The 12,646-nt window shown below is 69.5% G+C and carries 12 protein-coding genes; all 12 read right to left on the bottom strand.

Annotation, left to right across the window (positions count from 1 at the left end; genetic code table 11):
- Positions 1–6 precede the first annotated feature (6 nt).
- Positions 7–2,013 (bottom strand): hypothetical protein, encoded by a 2,007-nt coding sequence (locus tag ACFQU4_RS08855; RefSeq protein WP_377489758.1) that lies wholly within the window; start codon positions 2,011–2,013, stop codon positions 7–9.
- 105 nt (positions 2,014–2,118) lie between these two features.
- Complete coding sequence (locus ACFQU4_RS08850) at positions 2,119–2,448, bottom strand: hypothetical protein (protein ID WP_377489755.1); 330 nt, start codon at positions 2,446–2,448, stop codon at positions 2,119–2,121.
- A gap of 30 nt (positions 2,449–2,478) precedes the next feature.
- A complete protein-coding gene (locus ACFQU4_RS08845; RefSeq protein ID WP_377489752.1) occupies positions 2,479–4,581 on the bottom strand; it encodes a hypothetical protein in 2,103 nt (700 codons plus the stop codon).
- A 139-nt stretch (positions 4,582–4,720) separates the two neighbouring features.
- Positions 4,721–5,671 (bottom strand): PLP-dependent cysteine synthase family protein, encoded by a 951-nt coding sequence (locus ACFQU4_RS08840; protein WP_377489749.1) that lies wholly within the window; start codon positions 5,669–5,671, stop codon positions 4,721–4,723.
- Positions 5,672–5,678: 7 nt separating this feature from the next.
- The gene (locus tag ACFQU4_RS08835; protein ID WP_377489746.1) at positions 5,679–5,951 is read right to left on the bottom strand and encodes a MoaD family protein; all 273 of its coding nucleotides are present in this window, start codon (positions 5,949–5,951) and stop codon (positions 5,679–5,681) included.
- Between the two features lie 68 nt (positions 5,952–6,019).
- Positions 6,020–7,183, bottom strand: a complete 1,164-nt coding sequence (locus ACFQU4_RS08830; protein ID WP_377489743.1) for a Mov34/MPN/PAD-1 family protein — start codon at positions 7,181–7,183, stop codon at positions 6,020–6,022.
- Positions 7,184–7,187: 4 nt separating this feature from the next.
- Positions 7,188–7,760, bottom strand: a complete 573-nt coding sequence (locus tag ACFQU4_RS08825; protein ID WP_377489740.1) for a DUF2017 domain-containing protein — start codon at positions 7,758–7,760, stop codon at positions 7,188–7,190.
- A gap of 16 nt (positions 7,761–7,776) precedes the next feature.
- Positions 7,777–8,094, bottom strand: a complete 318-nt coding sequence (gene clpS / locus ACFQU4_RS08820) for an ATP-dependent Clp protease adapter ClpS (protein ID WP_377489737.1) — start codon at positions 8,092–8,094, stop codon at positions 7,777–7,779.
- Positions 8,095–8,106: 12 nt separating this feature from the next.
- Positions 8,107–9,489: a sulfatase gene (locus ACFQU4_RS08815; protein ID WP_377489734.1), complete on the bottom strand. Its 1,383-nt coding sequence runs from the start codon at positions 9,487–9,489 to the stop codon at positions 8,107–8,109.
- Positions 9,486–10,355, bottom strand: a complete 870-nt coding sequence (locus tag ACFQU4_RS08810) for a carbohydrate ABC transporter permease (protein ID WP_377489731.1) — start codon at positions 10,353–10,355, stop codon at positions 9,486–9,488. The genes ACFQU4_RS08815 and ACFQU4_RS08810 overlap by 4 nt, the downstream gene beginning before the upstream one ends.
- The gene (locus ACFQU4_RS08805; protein WP_377489729.1) at positions 10,352–11,242 is read right to left on the bottom strand and encodes a carbohydrate ABC transporter permease; all 891 of its coding nucleotides are present in this window, start codon (positions 11,240–11,242) and stop codon (positions 10,352–10,354) included. The genes ACFQU4_RS08810 and ACFQU4_RS08805 overlap by 4 nt, the downstream gene beginning before the upstream one ends.
- A complete protein-coding gene (locus ACFQU4_RS08800; protein WP_377489726.1) occupies positions 11,232–12,533 on the bottom strand; it encodes an ABC transporter substrate-binding protein in 1,302 nt (433 codons plus the stop codon). The genes ACFQU4_RS08805 and ACFQU4_RS08800 overlap by 11 nt, the downstream gene beginning before the upstream one ends.
- Positions 12,534–12,646 lie beyond the last annotated feature (113 nt).

Raw genomic sequence — 12,646 nt, 5'->3', positions numbered from 1 at the left:
TGCCCGTCAGCCGGCGAACCAGAAGGAATAGAGGTCGGCGTTCACGATCGAGATCCGCAGCTTGACCTGCTGACCGCGCAGGTCGGACAGCTGCCGGCCGCCGCGCCAGGTGACCTCGGCGTCCAGCCGGTCGCCGGTGATCGGCACGGCCTGGTCGCGGCCGAAGCCGTCGATCACCCGGCCCTGCTCGTCGAGCACCTCGACCACCAGCGAACCCTCCGGCCGGGCCGTCGCGTTCAGGTGCAGCCGGCCGTCCGGGACGGTGATCGGCTTCGTGATCACTTGGCCCGGGTCGCCGACGCCTCCCGCGGCGCCGTTGCTGAGCGACACCCAGCCGTCCCGGCGCCAGCCGGCCAGGCCGATGTTGCCGACGTGCCGGTCCCGGTTCGGATCGTTCGGGTCGGCACCGCCGTGCTCGTTGTTGAACGCGCCGTAGAGCAGACTGACCGTCTCCGGCGTCACGTGCAGGGTGCTGGCCGTGTAGTGCGCGCCGTCGTTCCAGGCGCCGGGCGTTCCGATGTCGATCACCGGGTCCCGCACCGGCCGCTGCCAGTCGATCAGGTCGCGGGACGAGGCGACCTGGACCTCGACCGGGCCGTCGGCCGCCGACTTGTACTCACCGGAGGTGAAGTCGGTCAGCGAGAAGACCCAGGGGAAGCCGACGTACGTGCTCTCGTACCGGATCGCCGGCATGCCGTAGATCTGGCCCTCCAGGCCGCCGAGCTGCTCGGCCCGGCCGTCGTCGGCGTAGTCGCCGCTGACCGCGAGCGTCGGCTCGGTCCAGGTGATCGCGTCCGGGCTGGTCGACACGAAGGCCGACCGCTCGTAGGTGCCCGGCGTGCGCGCGGTGAACATCCGCTTCTTGATCGTCGCGACGTAGCGCTTGGTCACCGGATCCCAGGTGAGGTTGGAAACATCGCCGTCCAGCAGGGCCGGCTTGGCGGCCACCTCGGTCCAGCTGTAGCCGTCGGCGGAGAACCGGGTGTAGTAGCCCAACGTGTCGTTCACGGTGCCGGACCGGAAGGTCAGCATCACGTAGCGGCGGTCGGCCGGGGCGTCCGGGTTGTAGGCGACCGTTCCGGAGTGCGCGGCGACGATGTTGGTCTTCGAGGCCGGCAGGTCCCGGTACCCGACCGAGCCACGGCCGAGCGGCTTCGCCCAGGTCTTCAGATCCTTCGACTCGGCGTAGCAGAGGTGATAGTTCGGGGCCTGGTCGTTGTAGCACGTGTACCACATCCGGTACGTCGAGCCGAGCTTGATCACCGAGCCGTAGATGTACGCGCTGTGCTCCCACGGCTGGTCGGCCCGCAGCACCGGGGTCGGCGACACCTGGGCCGGATGGACGACCCGGCCGATGTCGTGGGCCGACTCGATCCGGTAGTCGTCCAGGAACAGTTCCCGGGCCGTCGTCAGCCGCGGGTCGTAGCCGGCCGCCGCCGCTTCAAGATCGACTTCGTCCCAGTACGAGACGCCGGCCGGAGCCTGGGTGCCGTAGATCAACACGGTCACGTGGGCCGCGGTCGGCGGCGCCTTCGCGGTCAGGGTCACCGTCTGCCAGTCCGGGGACGGCTCCGGCGCGACGACCTCGACGCCGACCCGGCTCCGGTTGAAGTCCCAGAACTCGAGGTAGAGCGAGCCGGGCGTGCCGCTGCCGGTCTTGACCTTCGCCGTCAGCCGGTAGTCCCGACCCGGAACGGCGACGACCTTCTCCGAGCGGACCGAGACCGAGCCGTCGGCCGGGTCGGTCAGCTGGAGCGAGCCCGGTCCGGCGGTCCGGTCGGCGGCCCGGTTGATCACGACCGCGGACCCCTGCGGCCCGGTGACGGCCCAGCCGATCGGCTGCCCGGATCCGTTGCCGGCATCGAATCCCGGGTTGGCCAGCAGCGGTGCCGGCGCGCCGACGACCCGCTGCGGCAGGGTCTGAGCCTGGGCCGTCGCCAGGCCCAGCAGCGCCGCGACCGCGATCACGGCGAACGTCCGGGGCAACCTCCGAGCAGGCCTCTTCCAGTTCATGATCAGTCCCCTCGCCGCGGATCATGCGGACACGAAACGATGTGCCACGTCACGATGATCGTGATCGCGGCCCCGTTCCATGTCAAGGACGAGGGGCCGTGGTGATCATGAACCGCCGAGGTACTGGCCCACCCGGGTGAAGAAGTGGAACGTCGTCCAGGCACCCTGGATGATCGTCACGAACTCCCGCTCATTGGTCTGGAACACCTGCCGGCCGGCCGGCGAGAACGGGTCCGGCGGCTCGAACTCGAACGCGACCCGGCGCGCCTCCTGGGTGGCCTGCTCCAGCGTCGGGAAGGCCTGCTCGACGCCGTACTCGATCAAGGTCGGCGGCTTCGCCTCGCCATGGTTCGAGAACTCCACCAGCACATAGAACATGTTCTCGGGAGTCGCCTCGGAACTCTGGCCCGGTTTGTAGACAGGGAATTCGGTCACCCCGGGGAGCCTAGCGGCGCGAGGCTCGCGTCAGGCCCAGAGCGTGAGGCGGGCCCCGCTGAAGCCGGCCCGGCGACCGTCGTCGGCCGTGTCCCCGGCATGGGCCTGCTCCCGGACCAGCAGGAAGCCGAGCCGGCCCTGCCGGGCCTTGCCGAGCACCCGGGTCACGTCGAGCCTGGCGACACCGGCCGCGGCCGGCGCGGTCAGCTGCCCGGCCGGGAATGCCTCCCGGCCGACCGAGTCCGCCCTGACCTCGACGGGATCGAAGCACGGCGCCGAGTCCCAGGTCAGGGTGTCATCCGCCCAGTCGGTCCGGGCCAGCGCGTAGACCTGGAAGGTCAGCGGCGAGCCGTCGCCGGCGGCGCCGTCGAGCTCGAGGATCGCGGACCGCCCGCCGTCGTCGGGCACGTCGAAGGCGAGATAGCTGACGGCCGGCCCCGCGCCGCGACCGACGGGCAGGTTGTCTGCCGTGCCGTCGGGAGTCAGACCGACGGCAGCGAGCGGCCGGTGCTGCCGCGGCTCGGATCGGCGTTCCAGCAGGGTGATCAGCCAGACGCAGCCGGCCGGCTGGGACACCGTGATCACGCCGGACTCCGGCACGGCGTCCACCATGATCACGTCTCCGCTGTGGTCGGCACTGACCTCGCGAACGATCATCGTCGCGCCGGCGGCCCGGAACGGGGTGCCGGTCAGGTCGAGGGTCAGCGGGTGGGCGACCTCGGACGAGCGGTGCGGCAGCCACACCGAACAGCGACCGAGGTCCCGGTCGTGGGACGCGACGATCGCGCCCGGCATCACCGTCGGTCCGGCGGAGCTGACGTTCGCCGCCAGCACGACGCGCTCGTCCCGGGCCGCGAAACGGTCGGCGAACATCCGGTTCGACTCGGCCGCCTTCTTCGCGCCGCGGATGTTGTAGTCGCCCGTGTTCTCGACGTAGTAATGCCCTGTCCCGTAAGGGATCCCGTTGGCCCGCATCGTGTTGTCGAACTTGAAGCAGATCATTCCCTCGGCGCCGCCGGTCAGCGTCGCACCCCAGATCTCGGCCAGTTCGCTGAAGACCAACGGGGTGTTCAGATCGTCGCCGCTGGTCTCGAACGCCCCGGTGTTGCGACGGTTGAACTCCGAGTAGACGACCGGCAACGCCACCCCGGTCGGCGTGTACTCGCGCATCTTCGACTCCATCATCCGGAGCTCGTACGCATACGTCTGGGCGGTCTTGTTGTACAGGTGGGTGTCGAACACGTCGAACAGATCATGATCAACGGTGTCGCCGTGATAGTCGGTGCGCAGGTTGCGCAGACAGATCTCGCCCCAGCCGTGCTCGTCGTCGCGCGCGTCGGCATCCGGGTCGGCGTCCATGTGATAGTCGGCGCCGGTCTGCGAGGCATGGGTGATCACCGGTGCCTGCACGATCGCCCGCAGCTTCTTGCCCTGCTCGGCGTTGACGTCCGCGATCGCCGCCCTGATCGCGTCCGCGGCGATCTGCAGCCCGCGGATGTAGACGGTCTGGTCGACGATGTCGTGGGCCGCGCTCGGATGATCGGGTTCGTTGACGAAGTTGTAGCGTTCGACATCCCACCGCGACGCCAGGTGGTGGGTGAACGCGTAGTGCTTCTGCCACATCAGCCAGAGGCCGGACCAGGGCGAGTTCCAGCGGAACTCGGCGGCCTCCATGATCGGCGTGATCCCCAGCCGGTGCAGCCGGTCGACCTGGTAGTCGAGGTTGTAGTGGTTGGTCGTCTCGTAGATGTGGGTGGACCAGACCCGGCGCAGCGCCCGCCAGTCGATGTAGCGGTCGGAATCCTTGCGCAGCTCGGCTTTCCGGGCGTCGAAGTCGTCGACCGTCTCGATGCCGGCACCCGCGTCGAACGCCGCGTCCGGGCACCAGATGGACAGCGTGGCGAAGAACCGGACCGCATTCACGGCCGCGTACTCGATCCAGGCGGCCGTGTTGCCGTCCGGCATGAAGTGCCCGGTGTTGAAGCCGACCAGCGGCATCCCGCCGCCCACGGCATCGCCGACGCGAACCGTGATCCCTTCCCCGGCAGCGTGCGCGGTCCCACCCACGAGGGCGGCACCGGCCGTACCGGCGGCCCCGACGGCCAGGAACTGTCGACGGTTGAACGGAGGCATGTTGATCACTCCCGGGATGCGGCCACTGTGCCGTGCTTCACCTCGAAGCCCGGCTCAACCTAGCACCGCCGGTTCATGATCGGCAAGCGTTTACCGAGAGTTTGCCGGAGGCGGCAGGCTCAGGGCACGTCGGTTGGGATCAGGCCCAGACCTGGCCGTCCAGCAGTTCCTCGGCGGTGTCCAGGTCGGTGTCGTAGGCGCCGGTGGACAGGTACTTCCAGCCGCCGTCGGCGATGATCACCACGATGTCGGCGGTCTCGCCGGCCTTCAGGGAGCGGGCCGCCTGGGCCAGCGCGGCATGCAGCACGGCGCCGGTGGACAGCCCGGCGAAGATGCCCTCGGTCTCCAGCAGTTGCCGGACCCGGCGGATGGCGTCCCGGGAACCGACCGAGAACCGGCCGGTGACGTACTTCTCCTCGTACAGCTCCGGGACGAAGCCCTCGTCGAGGTTGCGCAGGCCGTAGACGAGTTCGCCGTAACGCGGCTCGGCGGCGATGATCTTGACCGAGGGACGGTGCTCGGCGAAGTAGCGGCCGATGCCCATCAGGGTGCCGGTGGTGCCCAGCCCGGCGACGATGTGGGTCACCTCGGGCAGGTCGGCGGCGATCTCGGGCGCGGTGCCGGAGTAGTGCGCGTCGGCGTTGGCCTGGTTGCCGTACTGGTAGAGCATCACCCAGTCCGGATGCTCCGCGGCGAGCTTCTTGGCCACGGTGACCGCCTGGTTGGAGCCGCCGGCCGCGGGCGAGGACACGATCTCCGCGCCCCACATGGCGAGCAACTGCTTCCGTTCGGCGGAGGTGTTCTCCGGCATCACGCAGACCAGCCGGTAGCCCTTGATCTTGGCCGCCATGGCCAGCGCGATCCCGGTGTTGCCGCTGGTCGGCTCCAAGATCGTGCAGCCCGGCCGCAGCGTGCCGTCCGACTCCGCCGCCTCGATCATCGACAGCGCGGCCCGATCCTTGATCGATCCGGTCGGGTTGCGGTCCTCGAGCTTGGCCCAGAGCCGGACCCCCTCCCCCGGCGACAGCCGGGGCAGTCCGACCAGGGGCGTGTTGCCGACCGAGGCCGCCAGCGACTCGTACCGGGTCATCGGGCGGTCAGCCCCCGGCGACGGCCGGCAGGACGACGATCACGTCACCGTCGGCGACCGGCGAACCGAGCCCACCGGTGAACCGGACGTCCTCGTCGTTCACGTAGAGGTTGACGAAGCGGCGGATGCCCTGCTCCTCCACCAGCCGGTCCTTGAGTCCGGGATGCCGGCTCTCCAGGTCGTCGATCACCCGCTCGACGGTGTCACCGGTGCCCTGCACCTGCTTCTGCCCGTCCGTGTACGTCCGCAGAATGGTCGGAATCCTGATCTCGACGGCCATTCACCTTCTCCTTCGCTCGCCCGCCGGTGCGGGTCCCACTTCGTCAGCAACACCCTCGCCGGGCCGGGCTATTCCCGGAACGCGATCTCCTCTTCGGTGACGACACCGTCCAGGATCCGGTACGAACGCACCTCCACCGGGCCGTCGCCGTTGCCGCTCTCCGCCGTCGACACCAGCAGATAGTGCGCCTGCGGCTCCGCGGCCAGCGAGATGTCGGTCCGCGACGGGTAGGCCTCGGTCGCCGTGTGCGAGTGGTAGACCACGACGATCTCGTGGTCCTGCTCGAACAGCTCGTTGGCCAGCTGCTTGTGCTCGGTCGAATCGAACTCGAAGAACGTCGGCGACCGGGCGGCGTTGGTCATCCGCACCAGCCGGACCGGGTCGTCGGAACCCTCCGGCCCCGTGATCACGCCACAGGCCTCGTCCGGATGATCTTGCTTGGCATGCGCGATGATGTCATCGACCAGGTCACGGCGAATCGTCAGCACAGACGTGGAGCCTAGGTCGTCCGGCGCGGGCTCCGGCACCACGCCCGCATCCTGAGACTTCGCCTGCCGGCGGCTCTGCTTGACCCCGGTGATGATCGAGATGCCGATGATCACGGCCAGGCTGACCCAGAGCGCGTACTTGTCGACGGTGAGCACGATGTCGACCGCCCACTGGCCGAGCTGGAAGCCGAGGCCGGCCACCAGGCTGGTGATCAACAGCGCGCCGAGCGCGTCCAGCAGCAGGAACGTCAGCAGCCGCATCCCGGTCCAGCCGGCGATCGCGAAGACCAGCGCCGACGGGATGCCCGGCAGCATCGCGAGCACCACCGCGGACCGGACCAGCCAGGGATTGAGGTCGTGCGCCCGGCCGGCCAGCCGCTTCGCCCGCTCCCCGTTGGCGAACAACTTGATGATGCCGCGGCCCCACTGCCGCCCGGTCCACCAGAACAGCCAGTCGAACTTGATCATGCCGACCACGCCGGCGAAGATCACCTGCCAGAGCGGGAACTCGCCGATCCGGGCGAAGGCGGCGGCCGCGCCGATGGAGGCGTACCCGCCGGTCATGAACTCCAGCAGCACCGGGTGGGACGCGATCAGGAAGGGCTTCAGCGGCATCATCGCGAACCCGTACCCGATCAGGGCGATGATCGCGATCAGCAGCGCCTTGTCCAGCCGGGTCGCCTTGCCCTGCCAGGGCGCCAGGTCGCGCCAGCTGGTCGGCGGACCGGAATCGGTGGTCGTCAACCCGTCACCGGTCCAGGGCCATGATCATCGTCTCCTGGGCGAAGCCCAGCCACTCGTACACGCTGGCCATGAAGGCCCGCGGATCGTGCGGCGGGATCGAGGCGATCTCCTCCGCGCCCGCGGCGTCGGTGACGCCGAGCCGGGTGGCCACCGCGAGCCGGACGCTGGTCAGGGTGCGCAGCCAGGCGTCGGTCTCCTCGGCCGGGATCCGGAGCGGGTTGCGACCGCGGTCCGTCTCGCCGAGCCGGCGCAGCACCGCGGTGGCCTCGGCCACCTTGGTCGTCCGCAGGTCGCGTTCGGTGAACCGGCGGAAGTCGGAGGCGGCGTCCGCATCGGTCGGGTAGGCGTTCGGGAACAGCCGTTTCAGGACCGGATCCTCCGGCTCGCTCGTCTCCTCGGGCTGCTCCAGCTCCCGGGCCCACTGGGCGAACGAATCGTCCGCCGGACCCGAGTACTGCGCCGGCTCCCCCTCGGACACCATCTCGACCAGCTGTCCGACCAGCGAAGCCAGCAGATCGACCTCGTCGGCGGTCAGGGTCGTGACGATCGTCCCGCCCTTGCGCTTGAACCTCTGCAAAGTGGTACCCAGTTCCTTACTGTTCCGCGCGGTCGAGCGTCGCCCAGAGCCCGTACTCGTGCATCGCCTTGACGTCGCGCTCCATCGCCTCCCTGGTCCCGCTGGCCACGATCGCCTTGCCGTCGTTGTGCACCTGCAGCATCAACCGCTCGGCCTTGGCCTTCGGATAGTGGAAGTACGTGACGAAGACATGGGTGACGTACGACATCAGGTTGACCGGATCGTCCCAGACGATCGTCACCCAGGGAGTGTCCTGAACAGCGTCCTCGACCGGACGCTCGGCGATCGCGGTCCCTCCGGCCGGCGTGACGACCGGACCCTCGGTTTGCGACATGCCGCCATTGTGTCAAAGGCGGAGCCGAGGAGACGAAACCGCCGGGTTGGCCGCCGGGACCAGCGCCCCGACCTCGGACAGCCAGGCGTCCAGCCGGCCGGCGAGTCGGCCGACCAGCTCGGGCTCAGCGGCCGAACGGTCGTCCTGCTCGCCGACGTCGGCGGCCAGGTCGTAGAGGGCCTGCCGGCCGTCCTCGAACCAGCGGATCAGCTTCCACCGGCCCTGGCGAACCGCCGCACCGGGCGTACCGCCCTGGTTGGAGTAGTGCGGGTAGTGCCAGAACAGCGGCCCCCGGTCGAACGGTTCGCCGGCCGCGGCCGGAGCCACGTCGACCCCGTCCCGCGGGTACCAGTCCGGCGGCTCGACGCCGGCCAGCCCGAGCAGCGTCGGGTAGAGGTCCGGCGTGCTGGTCAGCGCATCGGTCTCCAGCGGCTCGATGCCGGGCCCGCTGATGATCAACGGCACCCGCAACCCGCCGTCCTCCATCCAGCCCTTGCCCTCGGCCAGCGGCGCGTTGCAGGTCGGCGAGCCCTCGGCGGTGGCGAGCCCGCCGTTGTCGGAGGTGAAGACGATCACGGTCCGGTCCAGCTGGCCGGTCCGGCGCAGCGCCGCGACGATCGCGCCGACGCTGTCGTCCAGCGTCTCGATCATCGCGGCGTAGCCGGGGTGGGAGTGCCGGGTCCGGCGGCGGACCCGGACGCCGTCCAGGTGCCAGGCCGGCATTGGTTCGCCCTCGACGATCGGCTCGGTGTCCAGGCCGAGCCGGTCGGCCTTGGCCTGGTACTTGTCGATCAACGGCTGCGGCGCCTGGATCGGCGTGTGCACGGTGTAGTGCCACAGGTTCAGGAAGAACGGCCGACGATGATCATGCTCGTCGATCAGCCGGACCGCCTCGTCGGTGAGCCGGCCGGTCAGGTACTCACCGTCCGGGCCGTCGGAAAGGGTCGGGATCCCGTACGGGCTGAAGTAGCTCGGCGGGTGGCCCAGGCCGCAACCGGCGACGTTGACGTCGAAGCCGTGCACCTCGGGCGAGGTCAGCCGGTCCCCCAGGTGCCACTTGCCGACGTGCCAGGTCGCGTACCCGCCGTCGGCCAGGGCCCGGGCCAGCGAGTGCTCGTTGCGCGGCAGAGCATGGAAGTACGGCACGTCGGCCAGCCGGCCCACCGCGTGGCCGCCGATGAAGTTGGTCACGCCGACCCTCGCCGGCCACTTGCCGGTCATCAGCGCGGCCCGGCTGGGCGAGCAGACCGGTGCGGCCGCGTAGGCCTGGGTGAACCGGGCGCCGCCGGCCGCCAGCGCGTCCAGGTGCGGCGTCTCGTAGAAGTCCGACCCGTAGCAGCTGAGATCGGTCCAGCCGAGGTCGTCGACCAAGATCACGATCAGGTTCGGCGTCACTTCAGAGCTCCTGACATCACGTCGGATCGGAAGAATCGTTGCAGGTAGAGGAACAGCGCGACCACCGGGATGCTGATCACCAGGACGACGGCCATCAGCCGGTTCCACTGGGTCGAATTCTCCTGGAAGAAGGTGGTCAGCCCGAGTTGGAGGGTACGGCGCTCGGGGCTGCGGGTCATCACCAGCGGCCAGAGGAAGTCGTTCCAGGCGGACTGGAACGCGAACACGGCGACGACGGCGACCGCGGGCAGCACCAAGGGCGTGTAGATCCGGGCGAACACGGTGAACTCGCCCGCCCCGTCGACCCGCGCCGCGTCACCGAGTTCGTCCGGCAGCCCACGGTAGAACTGGCGCATCAGGAAGATCGCCAGCGCACTGATCAGATGCGGCACGATCAGGCCCGCCATGGTGTCGATCAGTCCCTGCCCACCGAGCCCGAGCAGGTCGTTGCCGCCGGCCAGCGGGAACCGGGCCATGATCAGGAACAGCGGCACCATGACGATCTCCGGTGGCACCACGATCAGGGCGATCAACAGCAGCAGCCACCACCGGCTGCCGGGCAGCGGCAGCCGGGCCAGCGCGTAGCCGGCGGTCGCGGCCAGCACCACCTGGGCGATCACCGAGACGACCGCGATCAGCAGGCTGTTCAGGGCGAGCACACCGAACGAGCCACCGCCCAGCCCGGCCACGACATTTTCGAAGGCCAGCCGGCTGGGCCAGCCGCCGATCTCCTCGCCGTCCGGCGTCAGGGCGGCGAGCAGGACGTAGCCCATCGGCAGCACGTAGCCCGCGGCGAGGGCGATCGCCAGCAGGTGCCAGACGGCGCGGGCGCCGCCGCGGCGGGCCGATCCGGGACGCGCTCTCATACCGCCACCCGCCGACCGACCAGCCGCAGCGCGACCGACACCACGACCACGGCACCGAACAGCAGCACCGCGATCGCCGACGCCTTGCCGAAGTTCAGTGCGGCGAAGGCCTGGTCGTACATGATGTAGACGATCGTCCGGGTCGCGTTCACGGGACCGCCCTGGGTCATCACGTAGGACTGGGTGAACATCTGCAGCGCGCCGAGGAACCAGGTGATCGCGACGAAGATCACGGCCGGGATGATCTCCGGCAGGGTCACCCAGCGGAACCGGCTCACGGCACCCGCGCCGTCCACCCGGGCCGCCTCGAGCAGCTCGTTCGGCACCGCCTGCAGCGCGGCCAGCACGATGATCATGAAGTAGCCGAGGTTGCGCCACAGACTCATCACGACGATCGCGGGCAGCGCCCGGCCGGAATCGGTGAGAACCGGCAGGATCTCCCCGGTGAACTGCTGCACCAGCCGGCTTAGCGGTCCCGCGAACGGGTCCAGCAGCAGGTTCCAGACCAGCGCCACGACCACGTACGAAGCAGCCTGCGGCAGATAGACGATCGTCCGCATGATCGCGCCGCCGCGCAGCGCCTGGTTGAACAGTACGGCGACGAAGATCACCACGACGATGCCGACCGACACCTGGCCGACCGCGAAGATCAACGTGTTGCCGGTCGCGGTCCAGAACACCGGATCGGCCAGCAACTGTTGATAGTTGCGCAGGCCGATGAACCGCGGCGACGAGAACAGGTCGAAGCTGGTCAGGCTCAGCCCGACCGCGGCGATCAGCGGCACCACCGAGAACCCGAGCACCAGGAGCAGCGCCGGCGCGGACAGGACGATGCCGAAGGCGCGCTGCCGGTGCCGGGTCGAGGCCCGGGCCGCTTCAGACGCCATTGATCTCGTTGAGCTTGGCGTCCAGGGCGGTCAGGATCTCCTTCGGAGTGCCGGACAGCCGGATCGCCTGCTGCAGGTGGGTGGTGATCTGCGGCGCGATGGTGAGCATGTTCGGGTGCGGCGGCTGCGGCACGATGGACTCGGCGGCCCGGACCAGGTTCGGGCTGAGGTCCTTCAGATAACCGGCCTCGGCGAGGTCGGTCCGGGCCGGCAGGCCGCCGTACTGCTCGTCGAAGGTGACCGCGATGTCGGCGGAGACCAGGAACTGCAGCAGCCGCCAGGCACCGTCGCGGTTCTTGGTCTTGGCCGAGATCCCGATCTTGTTGATCCAGGCCGAGGTGACCGGACGGCCGGACGGATCCGCGCTCAGCGGGGTGCCGACCACGATGTCGTCGACCGCCTCGGCCAGATTGTCCCGTGCGTTCTTGATCGCGGAGAGGCCGGAGAAGATCATCGACGACCGGCCGCGGGTGAACGGCGAGGCACCGCTGCCGGTGTTGACCAGGTCGGGACTGGCGAGCTTGTCGGCGTAGAAGCTGATCATGAACTCGAGCGCCCGGACGCCGGCATCGGAGGCGAAGGTCGCCCGCCCGGCGTCGTCGTAGTAGCTCCCGCCCGCCTGCAGGAACAACTGGGCGAACGTCTGCTGCAGGCCGACCGACTTGTCCTGACTCCAATCGACCGGGAAGTCCGCCGGGCCGTCGGCGCCCAGCCGGCGAGCCGCCTCGGCGTAGTCGTCCCAGCTCTTCGGCAGCCGGTCCGGGTCGAGCCCGGCCTGCTCGAGATGGCTCTTGCGATACAGCGCGGTCCGGGTGTCGGAGTAGAGCGGCAGGCCGTACGTCTTCCCGTCGTAGCGGCAGTCCTCGAGCATCGCCGGATAGAACGCGTCCAGGTCGCCGTAGTCGCCGAGCAGTTCGTCCAGCGGCAGCAGGGCCTGCTTCGCGGCCAGCGGCGCGGTCCAGATGCCGCCCAGCATCAGCAGGTCCGTCAGGGTTCCGCTCGCCGCGGCCGTGAGCACCTTCTGGAAGCCGGAACCCCAGTCGGACTGCTGCAGCGACACCGTGATCCCGGTGTCGTCGGCGAAGCGCGGGATCACCGTCTCGGTGAAGAACCGTACGGTCTGATCGCTCGGACCGAGCAGCAGCACGGAGAGTTCCTGGCCGCCGGTCGTCCCGCGCGACGCCGAGCCCGGGCTGCACCCTGGCAGCACGGTCGCCGCGGCACCGGCCAGACCGGTCGTCAGCACGGTCCGCCGCGGCCAGCGGGCGGCATCGGAATGTGAGTCGTTCATCGGCGAGCGATCCTCCTCGGTCGGTCCCGCACGATTTATGTACCTGCGGTACATAATTAAGCCGGTTTGCTGCTCCCGTCAAGGTGGAGGCACGATCTGATCACATTCGGCCG

The sequence above is a fragment of the Microlunatus sp. GCM10028923 genome (assembly GCF_042666975.1).
Classification (GTDB): Bacteria; Actinomycetota; Actinomycetes; order Propionibacteriales; family Propionibacteriaceae; genus Microlunatus.
This window is presented reverse-complemented; position numbering and strand designations above follow the sequence as displayed.